The organism is Hymenobacter sp. B81, assembly GCF_044628455.1.
Lineage (GTDB): Bacteria > Bacteroidota > Bacteroidia > Cytophagales > Hymenobacteraceae > Solirubrum.
Window position 1 is genome coordinate 71,512 of the sequence record NZ_JBIYZW010000005.1, and the last position, 18,420, is coordinate 89,931.

General features: G+C 59.1%; 23 protein-coding genes and 1 pseudogene. 11 read left to right on the forward strand and 13 right to left on the reverse strand.

Annotated elements, in window-relative coordinates; all coding sequences use genetic code 11:
* Positions 1-705 precede the first annotated feature (705 nt).
* Positions 706-1,029 carry a helix-turn-helix transcriptional regulator gene (locus tag ACE191_RS21315; RefSeq protein WP_400194279.1) on the forward strand — a complete coding sequence of 108 codons (324 nt, stop codon included), beginning with the start codon at positions 706-708 and terminating at the stop codon, positions 1,027-1,029.
* Positions 1,030-1,033: 4 nt separating this feature from the next.
* Positions 1,034-2,311, forward strand: coding sequence for a type II toxin-antitoxin system HipA family toxin (locus tag ACE191_RS21320; protein ID WP_400194280.1), 1,278 nt, complete (start codon positions 1,034-1,036; stop codon positions 2,309-2,311).
* 213 nt (positions 2,312-2,524) lie between these two features.
* Here ACE191_RS21320 and ACE191_RS21325 read toward each other — a convergent pair whose 3' ends face one another.
* The gene (locus ACE191_RS21325; RefSeq protein ID WP_400194281.1) at positions 2,525-3,514 is read right to left on the reverse strand and encodes an IS110 family transposase; all 990 of its coding nucleotides are present in this window, start codon (positions 3,512-3,514) and stop codon (positions 2,525-2,527) included.
* 548 nt (positions 3,515-4,062) lie between these two features.
* On the opposite strand from ACE191_RS21325, the gene ACE191_RS21330 reads away from it, so the two are divergent.
* Entirely contained in the window at positions 4,063-4,275 is a 213-nt protein-coding gene (locus ACE191_RS21330) for a hypothetical protein (protein WP_400194282.1), read from the forward strand.
* A 34-nt stretch (positions 4,276-4,309) separates the two neighbouring features.
* The gene (locus ACE191_RS21335; protein ID WP_400194283.1) at positions 4,310-4,450 is read left to right on the forward strand and encodes a hypothetical protein; all 141 of its coding nucleotides are present in this window, start codon (positions 4,310-4,312) and stop codon (positions 4,448-4,450) included.
* A gap of 83 nt (positions 4,451-4,533) precedes the next feature.
* Here ACE191_RS21335 and ACE191_RS21340 read toward each other — a convergent pair whose 3' ends face one another.
* From ACE191_RS21340 to ACE191_RS21365, 6 genes are all read right to left on the reverse strand, one after another.
* The gene (locus ACE191_RS21340; RefSeq protein ID WP_400194284.1) at positions 4,534-4,977 is read right to left on the reverse strand and encodes a transposase; all 444 of its coding nucleotides are present in this window, start codon (positions 4,975-4,977) and stop codon (positions 4,534-4,536) included.
* Positions 4,917-5,258, reverse strand: coding sequence for a winged helix-turn-helix domain-containing protein (locus ACE191_RS21345; protein ID WP_400194285.1), 342 nt, complete (start codon positions 5,256-5,258; stop codon positions 4,917-4,919). The genes ACE191_RS21340 and ACE191_RS21345 overlap by 61 nt, the downstream gene beginning before the upstream one ends.
* Positions 5,259-5,327: 69 nt before the next feature.
* A complete protein-coding gene (locus ACE191_RS21350) occupies positions 5,328-5,537 on the reverse strand; it encodes a hypothetical protein (protein ID WP_400194286.1) in 210 nt (69 codons plus the stop codon).
* 347 nt (positions 5,538-5,884) lie between these two features.
* Positions 5,885-7,933 carry a S9 family peptidase gene (locus ACE191_RS21355; RefSeq protein ID WP_400194287.1) on the reverse strand — a complete coding sequence of 683 codons (2,049 nt, stop codon included), beginning with the start codon at positions 7,931-7,933 and terminating at the stop codon, positions 5,885-5,887.
* A 44-nt stretch (positions 7,934-7,977) separates the two neighbouring features.
* Positions 7,978-8,334 carry a hypothetical protein gene (locus ACE191_RS21360; RefSeq protein ID WP_400194288.1) on the reverse strand — a complete coding sequence of 119 codons (357 nt, stop codon included), beginning with the start codon at positions 8,332-8,334 and terminating at the stop codon, positions 7,978-7,980.
* Between the two features lie 308 nt (positions 8,335-8,642).
* Complete coding sequence (locus tag ACE191_RS21365; protein ID WP_400194289.1) at positions 8,643-8,807, reverse strand: hypothetical protein; 165 nt, start codon at positions 8,805-8,807, stop codon at positions 8,643-8,645.
* Between the two features lie 407 nt (positions 8,808-9,214).
* Here ACE191_RS21365 and ACE191_RS21370 point away from each other — a divergent pair, with 407 nt between their 5' ends.
* Both ACE191_RS21370 and ACE191_RS21375 read left to right on the forward strand, forming a co-directional pair.
* Complete coding sequence (locus ACE191_RS21370) at positions 9,215-9,739, forward strand: transposase (protein ID WP_400194290.1); 525 nt, start codon at positions 9,215-9,217, stop codon at positions 9,737-9,739.
* On the forward strand, positions 9,654-10,376 hold the full coding sequence (locus ACE191_RS21375; RefSeq protein ID WP_400194291.1) for a transposase: 723 nt from the start codon (positions 9,654-9,656) through the stop codon (positions 10,374-10,376). Before ACE191_RS21370 ends, ACE191_RS21375 begins: the two co-directional genes overlap by 86 nt.
* A gap of 401 nt (positions 10,377-10,777) precedes the next feature.
* Here the strand turns inward: ACE191_RS21375 and ACE191_RS21380 are convergent, their stop codons facing one another.
* The gene (locus ACE191_RS21380) at positions 10,778-11,275 is read right to left on the reverse strand and encodes a GNAT family N-acetyltransferase (protein WP_400194292.1); all 498 of its coding nucleotides are present in this window, start codon (positions 11,273-11,275) and stop codon (positions 10,778-10,780) included.
* A gap of 524 nt (positions 11,276-11,799) precedes the next feature.
* Between ACE191_RS21380 and ACE191_RS21385 the strand changes: the two genes are divergently transcribed.
* On the forward strand, positions 11,800-12,201 hold the full coding sequence (locus tag ACE191_RS21385) for an NUDIX hydrolase (RefSeq protein ID WP_400194293.1): 402 nt from the start codon (positions 11,800-11,802) through the stop codon (positions 12,199-12,201).
* A gap of 603 nt (positions 12,202-12,804) precedes the next feature.
* Positions 12,805-12,933: a hypothetical protein gene (locus tag ACE191_RS21390; RefSeq protein WP_400194294.1), complete on the forward strand. Its 129-nt coding sequence runs from the start codon at positions 12,805-12,807 to the stop codon at positions 12,931-12,933.
* 83 nt (positions 12,934-13,016) lie between these two features.
* Here ACE191_RS21390 and ACE191_RS21395 read toward each other — a convergent pair whose 3' ends face one another.
* Positions 13,017-14,501 (reverse strand): serine hydrolase domain-containing protein, encoded by a 1,485-nt coding sequence (locus ACE191_RS21395; RefSeq protein ID WP_400194295.1) that lies wholly within the window; start codon positions 14,499-14,501, stop codon positions 13,017-13,019.
* A gap of 763 nt (positions 14,502-15,264) precedes the next feature.
* Between ACE191_RS21395 and ACE191_RS21400 the strand changes: the two genes are divergently transcribed.
* A complete protein-coding gene (locus ACE191_RS21400) occupies positions 15,265-15,420 on the forward strand; it encodes a GntR family transcriptional regulator (protein WP_400194303.1) in 156 nt (51 codons plus the stop codon).
* Here the strand turns inward: ACE191_RS21400 and ACE191_RS21405 are convergent.
* Positions 15,417-15,818, reverse strand: coding sequence for an IS1 family transposase (locus ACE191_RS21405; RefSeq protein WP_400194296.1), 402 nt, complete (start codon positions 15,816-15,818; stop codon positions 15,417-15,419). The two genes, ACE191_RS21400 and ACE191_RS21405, sit on opposite strands and share 4 nt — an antisense overlap.
* A 19-nt stretch (positions 15,819-15,837) precedes the next feature.
* Positions 15,838-16,101, reverse strand: a complete 264-nt coding sequence (locus tag ACE191_RS21410) for a hypothetical protein (RefSeq protein WP_400194297.1) — start codon at positions 16,099-16,101, stop codon at positions 15,838-15,840.
* 499 nt (positions 16,102-16,600) lie between these two features.
* Between ACE191_RS21410 and ACE191_RS21415 the strand changes: the two genes are divergently transcribed.
* Positions 16,601-17,194, forward strand: coding sequence for a transposase family protein (locus tag ACE191_RS21415; protein WP_400194298.1), 594 nt, complete (start codon positions 16,601-16,603; stop codon positions 17,192-17,194).
* The gene (locus tag ACE191_RS21420; protein ID WP_400194299.1) at positions 17,109-17,540 is read left to right on the forward strand and encodes a transposase family protein; all 432 of its coding nucleotides are present in this window, start codon (positions 17,109-17,111) and stop codon (positions 17,538-17,540) included. Before ACE191_RS21415 ends, ACE191_RS21420 begins: the two co-directional genes overlap by 86 nt.
* Here ACE191_RS21420 and ACE191_RS21425 read toward each other — a convergent pair.
* Both ACE191_RS21425 and ACE191_RS21430 read right to left on the reverse strand, forming a co-directional pair.
* On the reverse strand, positions 17,537-17,806 hold the full coding sequence (locus ACE191_RS21425) for a hypothetical protein (RefSeq protein ID WP_400194300.1): 270 nt from the start codon (positions 17,804-17,806) through the stop codon (positions 17,537-17,539). The genes ACE191_RS21420 and ACE191_RS21425 overlap by 4 nt on opposite strands.
* A gap of 508 nt (positions 17,807-18,314) precedes the next feature.
* A pseudogene (locus ACE191_RS21430) lies at positions 18,315-18,420 on the reverse strand (IS110 family transposase); the annotation flags it as partial.

Below are 18,420 nucleotides of genomic sequence, written 5' to 3' on the forward strand. Positions count from 1 at the left end.
ACTTATAGTAATTATACGAACAGGAATCTATTAATGTTGCATTTTTGTCAAAATTATTAATGACAATAAGTTTTATTTATAGCACAGTGATTGGTTTTTTCCCTTTTGTTGAGTCTTAGCCGGTTCCACCCTTCAGGAACTGGCAACGGGTGATGCATCAGCTGCGGTTGGGGTATCCCCTTAGTTGGCGGTGCGGGTGAGCACGTCCCCCGGAGCGCTTACCACCACGTCACATCGCTGGATGTGCTCAACTACCTTCCATCTGATTGCGGTAGGGATGGAAAGGGAGCGACCAGCGGGAGCTGTCCGTCAGGACCGCAGCACAGCGGAGTCCTGCACAGCCTGGCCACCGCCCAACTCTGAGATTTTATAAGTCACCGCGTTACGTCTACTGCCGTTCAGCACACCGGCTACAGGCATCGAGCAGCTTCCACTTTGCGTATTCTCCGTAGCCTGCCATCCGCTGCTGACTGTATAATTGTCCGCACTCCCAGCCGGGTTTAGTGGAGCACCAGGCTGAGCAGCGCAGCAGTTGTACCCTTGGCACAGATCCCACGGGGTGCGTGTTGGTGATTGCCAAGGGAAGCATTTGTGCACTTGGCAACCTCGCAGCCGAAGAATCCGCCTTTTCTGAATTTCAGCAGGACTCACAATGCGTAATATAATGCGCAAATTCTTTTATTTTTGCCTATTATATTACACCTTATGGCCAAAGTCCCCGTCATCCTGCTTCCTCGCTTGCAGCAGCTGCTGACCCAGACGGGCGAGAACATCCGCTTGGCCCGCCTGCGCCGCAAGCTCAGCGCGGCCCAGGTGGCGGAGCGCGCCGGCATCAGCCGCAAAACGTTAACCGCCATCGAACAGGGTGCCTCCACCGTGAGCCTGGGCGGCTACCTGCAGGTGCTGTTCGTGTTGGGCCTGGAAAAAACCGTGCTGCAGCTGGCCGCCGATGACGTGCTGGGCCGCAAGCTGCAGGACGCGGAACTGACGGTCGGCGCCCGGGCCCCCAAGCATTCTTCCCCGGAGTAGCCCCATGGCCAAGAACGCTGAACGCCGCCAGGTCTACGTGTACGCCGACTGGCAGGGCCTGCCCGCCGGCCCTCCGCTGATGGGCACCCTCTCGGCGGTGCCGGTGCGGGGCAAGGAGGTGTTTTCCTTCGCTTATGACGCGCAGTGGCTGGCTCTGCCCCAGGCCCAGGCGCTGGACCCGGCGCTGCAGCTGTACGCCGGGCCGCAGTACCTAGCGGAGGACCAATCCAACTTCGGCCTCTTCCTGGACTCCTCGCCTGACCGCTGGGGGCGGCTGCTCATGCGCCGGCGCGAAGCCGCGTTGGCCCGGCAGCAGGCGCGCCCGGAGCGGACGCTGCTCGAGTCGGACTACCTGTTGGGCGTGTTCGACGGCCACCGCATGGGCGGGCTGCGGTTCAAAACCGACCCGGCCGGCCCGTTCCTCAACGACAACCGAGCCATGGCGGCCCCGCCGTGGACCTCGCTGCGGGAGCTGGAACACGCGAGTCTGCAACTGGAGCGGATGGACGCCCCCCAGGACCCGGACTACCTCAAGTGGCTGTTTATGCTCGTAGCCCCCGGCTCCTCGCTGGGCGGGGCCCGGCCGAAAGCCAGCGTGGTGAACGAGCACGGGCAGCTCTGGATTGCCAAGTTTCCCAGCGGCCAGGACGAGCACGACGTTGGCGCCTGGGAAGCCGTAGTGAACGAACTGGCCCGGGCCGCGGGCCTGCGGGTAGCCACCGGCCGCGCCCAGCGCTTCAGCAGCCGGCACCACACGTACCTGTCTCAGCGTTTCGACCGCACCACGGCGGGCGAGCGGTTGCACTTTGCCTCCGCCATGACCCTGCTCGGCTACCAGGACGGTACCAGCCACGCCGAGGGCGCCAGCTACCTGGAGCTGGCGGGCCTGCTCATCCAGCAGGGGGCCCAGGTGGCCGAAGACCTGACGGAGCTGTGGCGGCGCATCGTGTTCAACATCTGCGTCTCCAACACCGACGACCACCTGCGCAACCACGGCTTTCTGCTCACGCCCAAGGGCTGGCGCTTCGCGCCGGCGTTCGACCTGAACCCCATCCGCTACGGGCAGGGCCTCAAGCTCAACATCTCCGAAACCGACAACGCACTGGACCTCGATTTGGCCCGGGAGGTAGCGCCCTACTTCCGTCTGTCGGCGGCGCAGGTCGAATCGGTGCTCGCGCAGGTCGTGGCCGCGGTGCGGCAATGGCCGGAGGTGGCCAGCCGCTACCAGCTCTCGCGCAGCGACCAGGAGTTGATGGCGGGCGCCTTCGAGGCGGCCCGGTAACCTAGGCGCCAGTTCAATGCGGTCTTCCCTGGCCGCCCGCCGCCACCCTGTGGCCGCGTGAGGGTTCGGCACTTTCCTTTATGGGGTACCGCATCCCCTTCACGCCAGGGGTTGGCCTTGGTTAAAAGTTTGGCACAAAAATTAAACGTCCGAGCTTAAATCAGGGAGGCGCTGAGGCCGGAACATTCTACTGAACATGAACTGTGTTGAAAGTCAAGCGATGCTGGTTGTTTTTTGGCCAAAGTCGGCTTGGTAAGCCGTCCCCGAGCGTACGATGGCAAAGGCCTGCTTGAGCAGCTTGTTGCAGACGGCAATCAAGGCCAGCTTGCGGTTTTTGCCTTTGCTGACCAAACGTTCGTAGAGCGCTTGACAGGCCGCGTTGCGCTTGGCGGCGGATAAGCTGCACATGAACAGCTTGCTGCGGATCAAACTGCCGCCCATCTTGGTGATGCGCACCCGGCCGCGGATGCTGGTGCCGGAGCTGTGCTCACGCGGCGACAAACCGGCCATGGCGATGAGCTGCCGGTAGTTCGTTAAACGCGCAAACCCGCTGGCGAACAAGAGCAGCATGCCGGCCGTCTTGCGCCCGATGCCCGGGATAGAACACAGCAGCGTCATGTCGGTGCCAAACCGCTGCTCGAGCAAGGCCAGCAGTTCGGTTTCCAGCGTTTGTAGCTGCTTGGTGAGCCCCTGTAGGGTTTCCCGCAACTGGGTGAGCGCGGATTGGCAAATGACCGGCTGCTGCTGCAACGCTTCCAGCGCGCTGCTGATCATGCGTTTTTGCTTGAGCAGCAACTCGCTCGCCTGTTCCAACTGCCGGCATTCCACCAACGCCGTCTCCTCCGGCTGCCACGCCACGAGCGTTTGCTGCTGGCCGTAGCGCAGCAGCCACTGCGCGTCCTTGCGGTCGGTTTTGCCCTTGCTCAGGTGCATCTGAATGAAGCGCCGGATGACCAGCGGGTTGAGGATGCTCACCCGCGCCCCGTGCTCGTGCAGGTAGTAGGCCAGGGCCAGGTGGTACGTGCCCGTGGCCTCAAACACAAACCAACAGCCGGTGCCGCACGCGCGTAGCAGTTGCTCGTAGCCGCTTGTCGAGTTGCGCACCTCCACGTGCTGGACCTGCTCTTGCACTTGGTAACAGACCGCCAGCGAGGCTTTGCTAACGTCGATGCCGACAACGGAGAGGGGCGGTTGGGGAGCCATAGCGGAAAGCAAGCAAGGAGGTGAACAAAAGGGAGAAAGGATTTCCAGGGGATCTTGCGTTATCCTGATACAGGCTCTAAGGCCTCATGGAACTGTCCGAAGTAGCCCTGGAAAAGGGAGGGGATTGTCATGTTAAACGAGCTCGAACGCCCCATAATGGAGGAATCTTACTCCTCCCTTTTCCTTTGCTGCAGCCGCTATTACGGTGGGTAGGCGAACATAGGATAATGCCACTTCTACAGCCGCAGCTCACTTCGCTTCGAGCACCCAGTTCGAATACCAATGACTGCGATTAGGACCCGGGATCAACACGGTCGGGACTGCGACGAAGGTGCCGGGGCAGGGCTAAAAACAGCTGGGTTGCTCGCGGGCCGGCCGAGCAGGTGAGTCCAGGAAGGGTAAAAAGGGGTTCTCAGAGCGGCTAGCACGGCGGTCGTTACCTTGTGCAGCGAGACAGCCAGCGCTTCCCGCATCCGCTTTCCCACCCCGGCCGTACCTTGACCGCCGGCGGCCCGCAAGGCGCGGCTACCATCAACCGCCAGCCGTTCATGCAACACACCCTGCGCCGCGGCGACGGCAGCGTCTTCTTGACTTTGGAGTACCTGCCCGCCAACGGTTGGGTCCACGCCCAGTGGGTGGACCGACAAACTTTGATCACGGCGATGACCGACGGGCTCAGCCACCTGGACATGCTGCGCGCCCAGCCCTGCGCCAAGCTGCTCAACGACCATCGCGTCCGGGGGCACCTTTGCCGAAGCTAACGACTGGATTCGAAAGGTGTGGTCGCCGCTGATCATGGCTGCTGGGCTTCGCTCCATCGGGCAGGTGGTTTCGCCGGACGTCTTCGGCCAACTGTCCATTGAGGACCTGCAGCACCGTATCGGCAACCAACTCGATTTGTTCTTGTTCGAGAACTTGGAAGCCGCCAAAGTTTAGCTCCGAGCGCAGTAATCACCTATCTTCGAGCTTTTAAACTCGTCACAGAGTGTTGTGCGACTCGAAGAGGTGGAAGTTAAGCGTCAGTAAGGACGCGAGGTCTTGCCCAAACTCGTCGAGCCGGGAAAAGAAACCGAGTACCGCCTGCCGAAACGCGCCCTTGGTGCGGTATAAACAGGGGTTGATGATCTTCTGCCGCAGCAACCTCCACAAGCGCTAATCAGGTTCAGGTTGGGCACGTAGGGCGGCAAAAACACCTGCACCACGCGCCTACCTTGCAGCCACTCGGCTAGTTCCCGGTTGCGGTAGTAGCGGGCGTTGTCGCAGACGACGTATATCGGCTGCTCGCCGGGATGGGCGCTTAGCAGCTGCTCGTACAGGGCCTTGGTGCTTTGCGCGTTCACACAATCCGTCTCGTGCAGGTGCACCTGGGTGGGGCAGTGCGCGTTGAGGGCCGCGTTCAGGTTCACCCGCTCACGCCCGCTGACGGTGGGCAGCGGCCGGGGCTGCCCGGTGCGGGTCCACACCCGCGTCGAGCGCGTGTTGTGGGTGGGGTGCGCCGCGCCCAGGCGAAGTACACCACGGCCTGTCCCGACTCCGCCTGGGCCAGCAGCGGGAAAAAGGTGTCGGCCAGAAAGGCGGCTTGGCGCTCGGGGGCAGCCTCGCAGGGGACGGGCGTAGTAAGCTTGTAGCTAAAGCCCAGCCGGTGCAAGAGTTGCGTCAGGCCCGAGACGGAGTAGGCCACGCCCCACTGGCGCTGCAACCAGGCGCCGAGGGCACGCACATCGGTGTAAAGCGTCTGCTCCACTTCCCGGCACAAGGCGGCCAGGCCCGCCGAGGGCAGCAGGCCCCAGTAGCCGGGGCGCTCGTGCAGCAGTTACTTCTCCACGCCCAAGCGCTGCCAGGCCTGCGCGTAGCGGTACACCGTCCCGTCGTCCAGGCCCAGCGCCTGCGCCACGTGCCCGGCGCCCCAGCCCGCATCCAGCATCAGCACGACCGTGACCTTGACGTAGCCTTCGTCATCGCGCCGCTGCTTTTGCAGCTGCCGCAGGTGCGCGCGCTCCGTTTCGGTCAAGGCCAGCTTCATGCTGCAAACTACTTAGCTGCTTTCGCTTTTTACTTCACGACGAGTTTAAGTTTGGCATTGAGGCACTGCTTCACGGGGCGGGATGAGCGGAGATGTATAGGAACCTTAAAGCTCGGAACGCTCCGTTTTTATGCGCTAGAATTCAGTAGGGTAGAGTAAGCAGCTGGTTCTCCACCTGCAGCTTTCAAATGGCCGCGTAAAGCGGTTCCAGGTCCGGGGCAGCGGGCGCGACGGCACCCGCCAGCTAAATAAGAAGCACCGGCCTACCGGCCGGCGCTTCTTAAGTTTTGGGTAAGGACAAGCTTATGAAACAAGGCCTTTTTTATGATTAAAATCTGAGATTTACTTCACCGCCGTTTCGTTGTTTCGTTGGCTAGCTGCACCATTTTCGGGTCGACGGTGATTTCCTGTAGGCGCTTGGCTACGGCCTCGGGCATGCTTTCCTGGTAGCGGCCGCCTAGGTGCTGGGCTAAAAATTTTTCGGTAGCAGCCAGCATGGCCATATTGTTTACGGGATGGGCAAAGCCGTGGCCCTCATCGGGCGCCACGAGGTATTGCACTGGGTAGCTGCGGTCGCGCAGGGCCACTACTATCTGGTCGGCTTCGGCCTTGTTCACGCGTGGGTCGTTGGCGCCCTGCACCACCATCAGCGGGGTTTTGATTTTATCAGCGGCGTTCAGCGGCGACATGCGCGCCAACTCGGCGCGGCCGGCTTCGGTGCTGGGGTCGGCCATGCGGGCGTAGATCTGCTTTCGGCCAGCTTCCCAGTAGGGTGGGATGGCGTTCAGCAGCGTGGTGAGGTTCGAGGGCGCCACGATGGCCACGCCGGCCGCGTACACATCGGGGGTGAAGGCCACACCGGCCAGCGTGGCGTAGCCGCCGTACGAGCCGCCCATGATGCCCACCTTCTTGGGGTCGGCAATGCCCTGGGCGATGAGGTACTTCACGCCCCAAGTCAGGTCGTCTTGCATTTTGCGGCCCCATTCGCCGTTGCCGGCTTCCAGGAATTTTTTGCCGTAGCCCGTGCTGGCGCGAAAGTTAGGCGAAAGCACCGCGTAGCCGCGGTTGGCCAGAAACTGGTGGTAAGCGTTGAATCCATAGCTGTCGCGGTCCCAGGGCCCGCCGTGCGGCAGGATAATAACCGGCAAATTCCTAGCGGTCACGCCCTTGGGCAAAGTTAGGTACGCCGGAATTTCCAAGCCATCCGACGACTTGTAGCGCACCACTTTCATGTCGGCCAGGTCGGCCGATTTTAGATTGGGGCGGGTTTCGTACTGCTTAGTGAGCTGCTTGGTCTGGCGGTCAAACAGGTAAGCCACGCTGGGCTGGGTGGCCGAGCTGACCGCCAACAGCCACAGCCGCTCGTCGGTGGTGTTTGATACGGGGGACACGTCCAGGCCCTTGAGTTGGGCGCTGGCTCGCTGAAAATCCTGCTCGAGGGCCTTGTCTTTCCACACGTGGCGCATCCGGTCGTCCTCGAAGCTCACGTACACCGGCTCGCGTGTTTTTTCTGAAAGGCGCAGGCCGCCTACGTCCACGCGCTTCAACGGATCGGCCTGGTAGGCCGTTTCCTTGCCGGTGAGGGGGTCGAGCAACACAATTTCGGCCAGGTCACGGTTTTTGCCCTGGTTCGTGACGAGGTATACGTTACGATTGTCCTTCGTGAAGCCCACGATGTTGCTTTGCTCGTCAATCGACGTTTTGTAGAACGGCGTCATCTTGTCGCCTTCCACGCGCAGCCATTCGGTGCTGCCGTCCGGGTTCGAACGCGAAGCCAGCCGCAGCTGGTCGTTCCAGTCGAACACCCAACCGTCGAGGCGGTCGGTGTTCTGGCGCACCAGGGTTTTTTCGCCGGTCCTCAAGTTCAGCTTGTAAAGGTCGTGCCAAGCTTTGTCTCGGTCGTTCAGGCCGATGTACAGCGCGTTGGGATCGGAGAGGGGCGCGTTGATGAGCTGCACGCGCACGCCTTTCAGGCCGGTGAGGTCGCGGGCCGTGGGCACGGGCTGGCCGGCGACCGGGGTTTCGGCCGGGTTTACGGCATAGATGTTGAAGTTCTCGTCGCCGCCCTTGTCTTGGCTGTACAGCAGGTACTTGCTGTCGCGGCTCCAGAAGTAGCCGCGCACGGGGCGGGCCTGGTCGTTAGTCATGGGGCGGGCCTTTTCGAACGGCTCGTTCAGGCCCTTTACCCAGATGTTGCGGGTGCCTTTGTAGGGCTTGATGAACGACATAAACTTGCCATCGGCCGAAAGCTGGGCGCCGGAAATTTCCGGGTCGCCAAACAGCAGCTCGCGGTCAATGAGGGCCGGCGGAGCGCTGGCTGCGGTCGGCTGCGCTACGCCGGTGTGCGGAGCTGCCGCAGCCAACAACAGGCCGAAGTAAAGAAATAAGGATCTCATGGTTTGCAGAAGAAAAAAAGTAGAGGCCTAGGAAGCAAAGGTGTTTAAAGCGGCTGTTGTCGGAGCAATTTAAACAGGAGGTTGTAGAGGTCTTCGTGTCGATGGTTGCAGAGGGGTTCGCACTCTGTCTTGTCCTGGCATAGGTTAGCTTTTCCTTCAAAACTGTCCGCATGCCAGACCACATCCGCAACCTGCTGCAGCGCTTTCAGTGCAGCGAGCAGCTCAAGGAAACGGCGGCGTTCCGCCTCCTCTTCGGCGGGGAAGATCCTCGCCAAGTCATGGCGGACCTGGACATCCATAACAGCTGTACGCTGCGCAATTGGGGCAGCCAATACCAGCGCAAGATCCAGACGGCCTTGTTCGTTGCGCCCGCCACGACCCGCACCCAGAAACAAAGGCACTCAGGCGCTGCAGCAGCGCAACCAGGACCTTACGCACCTGCTGCCGGAAGTTAACCTGGTCATCTTAGCCTTGATCACCCTGATCGGGGTGTTCGAGCAAGAGTTGAAAATCCCGATTTGAAAAAAGTCTGGCACCAAACGGTCGCACAGCTGAGAAGCAGTGACCGGGCACGAGTGAGTGTCGGCCGGCTGTGTCATCTGTTTGATGTAAGCCGACAAGCCTTTTCCGCAAAGAGCAACGCGAGCAGCGCGCCCACGATCAGTCGCTGTTGGAACTGGTGCTGGCACTCCGGCGCGAGATTCCCGGCTTAGGCACGCGCAGGATGCACGTATTGCTGCAGCAACCCTTGGCCGGGGGCGGCGTTGTCGAACTCGTCGCCCAGAGTGGCCAGGTCGTCGGCCGCGGGCGGAGTGGTGAAGGCGTTCAGGCTGAGAAGGGCCGTGAACAGGGGCAAAAGCAAGCGTTGGGGCATGACGGTTCGGCAGTGAAAGTTCAATTAGGCACAGGACCCCGATCCAAGGCTGCCGTTGCAGGGCCCCGCTTCACATAATGATGTGAGGACCGCCAGCAACGGCCATGCGCCCGCTGCTTCGGTGATGGCTCCTGCCGGAGCTCTCGACTGTCCATCTGCAGATTAAAGTCATGCCTGAGTAATGGGAATGGCCTCTGTTTGATGAGAAATTGCTGCCGCGAGCCGCGGAGCTCAACAGTACCAGTGGTTGGGCAGCCTCAGTTCCTGCGCCGCAATGTTACTGGCCCGCCTTTTTTATGGGTCGTTTGCTGCTCGTTACGAAGCCCCAAGCCGCCTCTCCATAAGCGCTAAGCGTCTATTCCAAAAAAGATTTCGTGGCTGTTGCAGAGCTCCGACTCCCTGCTGCCTTGCTGTGCGTAGCAGGTATCCAAGGCAAGAAGCAGTACCTGGAGCAGCCCATTACTTCATTCCGGCTCTCGGAGCGGGTGCCGAAGCACAACTTGTACCGGCGCTTGGACGAGTTGCTGGACCTGCGTTTCCTCTGCAACGCCACGGCTGCACTCTACCACCATACGGGCCAGCCCTCGCTTGACCCGGTCGTGTTCTTCCAGCTGCTGTTGGCCGGGCGGCCGGAGAACATTGTCAGCGACCGGCGCCTAGTCGAGCCCTGCGCCTTGCGGCTGGACATCCGCTACTTCCTCAGCTACGACCTGGACGAAGAACTGATTATCGGCGGCACACAGGCGCTAGATTCGGCCCCAGTGAAAGCCAATGCCGCCCTGAAGGGCCTGCAGGAGAAACGCGCGAACGCCACGGAGGGCGCGGCGGCAAGCCAACCCCGGCGCCTTGGGCGCCACGCATGCCAAAGCCCGGGTGCTGAGCAACAAGACTCACTACAGCCCCACCGATCGGGACGCGCGCGTCTCGGTTAAGCCCGACAAGGTGCGGGTCCTCAACTACCTCTGTAGCCTGGCCGTGGACGCGGCCGGTGGCGTGATCAACCACGAGCAGGCGGACTTTACCGACAGCCGCGACAGTCGGCATCTGCCCGGCATGGTACAGCGGCTGCTGCCGCGCTTGCGCGCTCAAGACCTGCTCTGGTGCAACGTGTTGTGCGATACCGGCTACGCCAACGGCTTCAACTACACCTTTCTGACAGAGCGTGGCCTTACGTACGCCCTGGACTCCGGTCTTCGGCCAATACAAACCGGTGGTGGGAGGTTTCACGTACGACGCGGCGCGGATACCTGCACGTGCACAGCGGGCAAGCCACTGCCCTTCAAGAAGTACGATACCACGGCCGATGGCGGCTGGCTGAAGATCTACTGGGCGGCCTACCAAGACTGCATGGGGTGCCCGCTCAAAGCCACGTGCGTACCCACCGCCCAGCGCAAGCAAGTCACCCGAATCGCTTACGATCCAGCGTACCGGCGGGCCTGGGCCCGGCAGCAGAGCCGCCGCGGCCAGGCCATACGCTGGCAAGGTACCGTCGAGCCTGTCTTCGGCAGCTTGATCCACCACTATGGCCTCAAGTCGGGTCAACACGCGAGGCAAAGCCGGGACGCATAAAGCCATGCTCCTGGTGGCAGTAGGCTATAACCTCAAGAAGCTACTCAAGCACCAACCCCGCTAGGCCAGCAGCCTCGCCGTGGCCCTGCGCCCGCCAGCGGAGGCTCCGAAAGTCCACTGGAGAAAACTACGGGCGCGGATACCCAGCAAACGACAACCACAAGACCAAAATAGGAAATTTAGGTCGCGGAGTTCTGCAACAGCCACGAAACTAGTAAGGTCATGCGGAAGAAGAACAACACCGGCCGTAGAGAGTGTGTGAGAAAGCAGAGCGAAGCAGCAGTAGAACCAGGCAAAGCGCTGTTACTGCTTAGGTCCCATAAGCAGCAGAAACTTGCGGTGACCCTCCTTTTTTTCCTTCGAAGGGCCGTTTTTACTCGTTTGACTTTGGAAGCAAATTCTTAACCAAGGTCAAAATCGAAAGAAGGAGATACGTCATGCAGAGCTAAGGCCAGCACCAGTTGATGCTTGCACCGGATGCCATTTTCCCAGATGGGTTGTGGGTATTGGCGCAGAAAATAATCGTAATGGACGGCCTCTAGTTCAAAGCCTAGCTGCTGATACAAAGCCAATTGTCCAATGGCGGAATTCCCGGTTTTGATCAGGAGCTTTCGTGGGGCCTGAGTCCGGGCTTCGCCGATCACGTGCTGCAGCAAGCGCCGGCCCAGCCCTTGGCCTTGGTGCTCCGGGGCGATGGCCACATTCATTATTTCGCTTTCCTCGCGACGTACTTGCAGCACGCACACGCCGATTGGCGTCCTGGGCGCTCCAAGCAGATAGATTTGGCTCTGCGGCAGGTAAGCAGCGAGTAGCGCCGGGTTCTCGTCACCGAGCAGCAACAGTTCGTGCGGCAGCGGCTCATCAGCAACGGCTCGCCAAATGGACTTTACTTCGGTCATGTTCACAAACGTTTAACCTCCACGTAGTTCTATGCTGTCGTAGAGGATTTGGAAGGCGGGGCGGGTAAATTGGGTAGAAGACTTGGCCGGCAAGTTACCAACAGGCACATTGTGAGGTGGTCTAGCCCTCCGCAACTTGGGTTAACAAGCCCCGTTTAAGCCGTCTAGTTTTTGGTGAGTACCACAAACAACGTACATGGTCTACGATTTTGACTTATATTGCAACACATACGAGTATTTGCTTGGTAGCAGTTTGATTGTCGAACTGGCCGATGCCTTTCTGGTCTTGCTCATGGATATTTATATTTTTATAATATATCTATGACACCCCGACTTGGGCTCTAATAGTTTATCAGCATAAACTTTGCGGCGTGCTCAACACCAACGCGTTCCACGATGCGCTCCAATCATTGCTGAGAACAATGTCAACCAACGGGTTTCCACGGCCTGAACACCAAGCATTGCTGCCGTTTGTGGAGCAATGAGTAAAATAGCTGCTACAAGCTCGGCCCCTTTACACCTAAATGAATACATTAGTCCAAGTCGGCGTCGGCATTATTATTCGCAACGCGCAGGGGCACGTGCTACTAGGGCGGCGCAAAGGCTCCCATGGGGCCGCTACTTGGTCGTTTCCAGGCGGACACGTTGAGTCCGGAGAAGAGCTAGAACAAACGGCCAAGCGGGAGGTAAAGGAAGAAACAACGTTGAATTGCCTTGCACTACACCCCTATTATTTTACGAATGACATTTTCAGGGAAGAAAATAAGCATTATGTTACGCTGTTTTTTGAGTGTACACAATGGGAAGGGGTGGTCGTTAACGCGGAGCCTACTAAGTGCTTAGGCTGGGAGTGGTTTGACCCTATGGCCTTGCCGAACCCGCTTTTTCTGCCCATTCAACAGCTCATTGCGGCCAAAGGCTTATAGACTTCTCATTACTATTTTATTGATGCTCTATTGCGACAACCCACGGCACTGCCTGCGGCTTTCTTATGCGGGTGAGCGACTAGATTTTCCAGGCGGCAAGTAACCCGTTTTGCCTGCAAAGTTTTAGGTCTGGCTTGCAGACCAGCGCAACGACTGTTGCTATCGACGCACTTCTTCCTGCTTGCGCTACTGTGCCTGCTCGATCATCCGCTAATGGTGGGAGCCGGCTTGGTCAAGCGCCCCGACTTTTCGGGTGGTGCAGCCGCATCGTCTTGTGGCGCTGGCGCGGCTGCGGGTATTGACCCGACTTGAGACCTTGGTGGTGGATCAGGTTGCCGAAGACGGACTCGACCGTGCTTGCCATCGTCGGCGCATGGCCTGACTATGGCGGCTTTGCTGCCAGGCCCACGCCCGTCGGTACGGCGGGTCATACGCCGTGCGGGTGAGTTGCTTGCGCCGAGCGGTGGGTATGCACGTCGCCTTGAGCGGGCACTGCTTACAGTCTTGGTAGGCCGCCCAATAAATCTTCAGCCAGCCGCTGTCGGCCTCTTCATCGGCAGCGGCACACTCGAGGCCGCCCACCGCACCGTGCTGCAGGTGCGTATGAAGCGCTCTGGCCAACGCTGGGCCTACCATAGCTGCGACAACATGCTCCGCCTGCGCGTGGCCTACAAAAGCGGCAAGTTTGGCCTCGTCACCAACCTGCTCCGTAACCCGCCTGCGAAGTTTTGAATTGCACCCGCAACGAGTGAGTATCCAAGCCAAGCCCGTAATACAACATCTGCGCGTTTTATACTAAATGCAATGGTCGCGATTCACCTTGCTTTTTTGAACTCATAGCCGTCTGCTTCCACAAATCCATCCACGAAAAGCGTAAAGGATTTCACCCCGTTTTTCTCAATAACGAATGGAAATTGGACTTTGCCGAACATGGGATGATTGTAAGTGCAGGTGAGCTTCTCCTTTTGGTGGGGTGACAAAACCCCTTTTAGCGAAGGGTGATGTTCCAGGGTCAGCACATACTCGCTCTTCTCCTTGCTAATGAAGGCTTTGCCGTAGTAATCACAAACGTATGTTCCCACAAGGGCATCGAAGCTGACAGTAAAATTTTCGGCCGCTGTTTGATTTTCCTTCTGTTTATCATTTTCTGTCTTTCGCTGGTTCTGCCGCTCAATCGTGGCAAGCGTGTAGTTGGGTGCTTTTCTGTGCATGAATGCATCAATCACCTGCCATTTAAGGGTTTCATGCAACAGGTGATTATCCCCATTAGTGAGTACGGCGATGCCCAACTTCAGTCCTGGCACCAGTGCCAGCGAAGTCAGGGCCCCGGAGTATGCCCCGTTGTGCTGCATTACTTCAACGTTTTGGTACTGCATGATCTCCCATCCCAAACCGTACGTTTTGAAATACATCTCGCGGTCTGCCGCCCTTGATTTACCAATGATGGTGTTGCTCAGCCACATTTTTGTGACGGCGTTCTCGGGAATAACGCTTTTGTCGTTTAAGTATCCTTTGTTAAGCAAAACCTTCATCCAAGTGCCCAAGTCCTGAATACTTGCGTACATCCCCCCGTGGCTGTAGGGCTCAATTTTGTCGGGCGGCAGCACCGTTAAAGCTTTGTTCACCAGGGTGTGGCCCACTGCTTTGTTCGTTTCTTTTTTGATGCCTTCTTCGAAAACCAAGGTGCGGCTCATGCCCAACGGGCAAAGCAGGCGGTTCTGCAAATAAGCATTCCAGCTTTGTCCCGTGATATTTTTGACGCTTTCGCCGGCTATCATGAAGCCGAAGTTAGAGTACCCGAACCTGGTCCGAATAGGATAGGCAGGCGTTTGCTTGCCAAAGAGACGAATCATTTCTGGATATGTCAAGTTGGATTCGGTGTTAAGTAAATCGCCTTGAAAGGTTTTCCAGCCCGACCGATGAGACAACACATCAGCAAGCGTAACCTGCTGCTCATACAGCTTATCATGCATGCTGAACTCTGGCAACCATTTTTTAACCGGGTCATTGATGGATATTTTTCCCTCAGCTTCCAACGTAGCGAAGAGTGTTCCAGTAAATGTTTTGGAGATGGACGCCAGGGGAAAAACTGTTTTTTCGTCAACCTTGGTTTTGGTGCTCCAATTGCTCACTCCGTATCCTTTTTGAGCCAACACGATGCCGTCTTTCACAATGCAAACAGCCGCGCCGGGTATTTGCCATTTATCGAGTGCCTGCTGCATGTAGCGATCTAAACTATCTGCCACAAAAGCGTTTGAGGTTTGTCCAAAAGCCTGCGGATTACTTAAAAAAAGTAACATGAGAAGTGAGAAAATTAACCCTCGCACGTGTTTCATTTGCCCGATTTTCAACTTGGTGTTTTGATTTCTGAGTCAGTTGCTAATAGTTGGATTGACGCAATTGACTATGCTTACACTATAGCGTCGCCGATCGGAGAGTATATCTTATTTCTTCAACGACCTACTAGCAAGTCCGAGAACTAGCAAGGTGGGCGGCATAGGCCTTCGTTGAAAGATTGTTTTAAAACCATAGCGGTTTCGCGAACGGCGTAACCGGCCCGTAGCCCGGACTTGCGCCTTCCTATGGTTCAGCCCGAAGCCCCAGAACGAAATCAGTGCGGCTGTTTAGCGATATCAGCCGAAGAGTGTGGGCAACGGTTCCCGAAACCGCTATAGTGGGAAATTTGGCCACAATCACGAAGGCGCCACTGTTACGGAGCGTCCCATCGAAACACGCCTCGAACACTGCCAGTTATTAGCGATCAAGCGTCGGGGGCTGTTCCCAAATGCGGGCGTCGGTGGCCACGACGTACAACTCGGAAAAGTCAGTGAGTTTCAGGGGCACCAAACGAAGGCGCTCGGTTTCCAGCACGGATTAGATGTAAAACGGAGGCGAGGAAGCGGACATGAGCCGAAATGTTGGTTAAAAGTAAACTGCAGCAAACTTATCAGGTTCCTAGCTGGTTGATATGGTCCAGTTTTTGGAATAGCACCCAGCCAGTTGCCCCGTTGATGCTTCCTTACCAAACCCTGCTGGTGCTCAACCGCCACGCTCACCCAGCAACTGAGCACGGGCCTGATCCACTTGATGCAGCAAGGCCTGCTGCCTAGAGGCAGCCGCCTCCCCGGTGCCCGGACGCTGGCCTCGTTGCTGGGCGTGCACCGCCAGACGGTGGCCGTGGCCTTTGAAGAGTTAGCCGCGCAGGGGGCAGTGGTTTAATGCGTGGTGCAAGTACGGTTGTGCTCGTCAATGACGCGCTGAATGCGCACGCGGTGCATGGCCAGCGAGCGGCTGAAGCAACAGGATTTGCGCACGAGCACGGCGCAGTTGATTGCTTCGACGATGCTGGTCTGCCCGCTGCCTTTTGGGTGCGCCTCATGGACGCGGGTGGGTAGCACGCCTTTGTAGGCCCGCCACTCGTCCGTGTAGTACCAGGTGCCGGTGCGGTAAGCCGCGGGCAGCGCCGGCCAGAGCCGGTGGGCCGTGGCCCGGCCGCGACTGCCGAGCACCCAGGCCACGATGCAGCGCGAGTGCCGCTCCACCGCTAGCCAGAGCCATTTTTTGCGCTTTTTGCAGCCCACATACGTCCACATCTCGTCCAGTTCGAGCTCTTTCACGCGGTGCGGGCGCAGGCAGCTAGGCGGGGGCGGGGGCGAGCGGGCTTTGCTTTGCCAATTTTGAAATCTTCATGCGCGCCACGCCCGTGGCCCGCTGCGAAACGCGCTCGCGCAAGAGCTTTTCCACCTGCGCGTACTTGGCCGCTTTGCGCGGGGCGGCCGGCGCGAAGACGGCTTGGTGGCGGCAAGCCGTGCACAGGTACTTCGCATTACCTCGGCTGCTGCCGTTCTTGCGCAGGGCCGTGCTACCGCACTTGCCACAGTTGAGCGTCGTCTGAATCATCGCCTGCTATACGGCTAAACCACGCTTTAGACCACCGCCGCTCAGTCTACCGATGGTTGCCCTGGGTACGTGGGTGCTGCTACGGACGGGGAAATGGCCGGGTAACCCACACGGATACGCCCGGCGCGATTTAAACGAGAATGAAGCCCCTCCCCTGCTGCGGAAGTTTGATGTCGTGCCACAAGGCTGGAAAGTTCAGGAGACGGCTTTGACGAGGTCTGGGCTCGGCCACTACGCGTCCGTTCACCGCGCATGGGCCGACATTATCCAGCCCTTAAGCAGTAGGCCGCGAGCCCATCGGGTGAATCGCTTCAACAACCCTTTAGCCGCTTGGCGTGCGGCATTGAGGATGGCAACCGGTCCCGGAATATTCGACTGCAAACCAGCTCTTAGGCTTCTCAATGGAAATTTACTTTATTTTTCCCTCTCCATGATACCATAGACATAATGCGGAAAAGACTGCTAAGTTATCCCGAGAGGATTGGCCGTAGCTTTGGGGATGGATTACGTAGCCATACGCGAGTGGCCGCGGCAGTTTGTGGCCCTGACCAGCCTGCACGTGGCCGAGTTTGACGACTTGCTGACTGATTTCGCGCCGGCCTGGGTGCAGTACCAGCGCTGGCACACCTTGGACGGGGCCAAGCGGCGGTTGCCCGCGCACGGTGAGCGGGCCAACACCGCGCTAGCGGGCAGCGACGTGAAGCTCTTCTTCCTGCTCACCTACCTGAAGAGCACCGCCTTGCAAGAGCACCAGGCCGCCAGCTTCGGCGTCTCGCAAACGCGCGTGAGCCGTTTGACCACGGCCTTGCTGGGCGTCTTGAACCAGGTGCTGCAGCGGCGCGGGCTGCGGCCCGTGCGCGACGGGGCCGAGCTGGCGCGGCACCTGGCCCGGCACCCGGACAAGGTCTTTGCCTACGACGGGGTAGAGCGCGGGGTGCCGCGCAACCAGAACCGGAATGGGCAAGCGGAAGAATACAGCGCCAAAAAAAGCCCACCACCTCAAAAACATGACCTTGTGCGACGCCATGCAGTACGTGCACTACCTCTCGCCCACGGAAGGCGGGCGCGTGCACGACAAGAAAATGGCCGATGAATACCCGCTCGCCCTGCCGCCGGGCAGCGTGCTGCGCCAGGACCTGGGCCTGCTCGGCCACGCCCCGGCCGGCGTCGTGGTGGAGAGGCCCCACAAAAAGCCGCCCAAGGGCGAGCTGAGCTTTGCCCAGCGACTCTATAACCAGCTGCTGAGCCCCTTGCGCGTGGTCATCGAGCACGCCCACAGCGGCATCAAGCGCCTGCACATGGCCGCCGGAACGCTGCGCCTACGCGGCGAGTGGCGCCGCGACCCGGTCATGCTCGCCGCCTGCGCCCTGCACAACCTGCGCGTACGCAGCCCGCTCCGGGCGTATCGCGCCTGCGCGCCCGTCAAACTCAACACTTAATCCGCATCAACTCTAAAGTAAGGTTGCCGGTTGAGGTAAAACATGCTGTTGGCTACACCAGCTAAAACACGTGGTTGGCGTGTACTCGTAATCGAAGGCGAGGCGGCGAAACTGGTGAGCCATTGTAAGGTGCGTTCCTTCACCCATCTCCTGGCCACAGGCACAAAGCCTTTGGACGAGCGTGAGCGGCTGGCCCATTCGTGCTGCACCCGGAGCTTGGCCTTGTGCCGGGCAAAGCAGCCGCCGTAGCCGTTGTCAATCAACACCGTGTGCAGGCGCTAAGCCCATCAGGGGTGGTGTGGCAACAGGGCCACGGCCGCGTAGTCATATTGGTTGGCCGCGTGCCCTTGGGCCAACTATATGCCCCTGCCGGTATCGACCAGGATCTGGTGCTCACGCCCATTGACCCAATTGCCCCAGTCCAGGTTCCGGTGCTCGCAGATGCGGGGGCTAAACGCACACGCCGGCTGTCGGCGCCGAGTAGGCTCGGGTTCGCTTCGCATCCGTGCGCCACCCGGTCCAGGGCGTTGACCAGCGTGTTGAGCTGCTGCCACGAGCCCGTCCGCTGACGGCAGTAGAAGTAATAGTCGGCCGACCAGGCAGGGTACTGGGCCGGCAAGTTGCGCCACTGGCGACCCGTGCGGCACACGTACCACGTTCACTACGCGCCGCAGGCACAGCCACGGTTTGCGTTATACTGGCAACACGCAGTGCATAACTTGCCACTGTGAGTCGGCAAGAAATTAATGTTCGACAATCATAATGTTATGGATGCTAGAGGTTTACGCTGTAAGCTTGCTTGAGCAGCTTGTTGCAGACGGCAATCAGGGCCAGCTTCTTGTGCTTGCCTTTGGCCATGAGCCGCTCGTAGAGCGCTTTG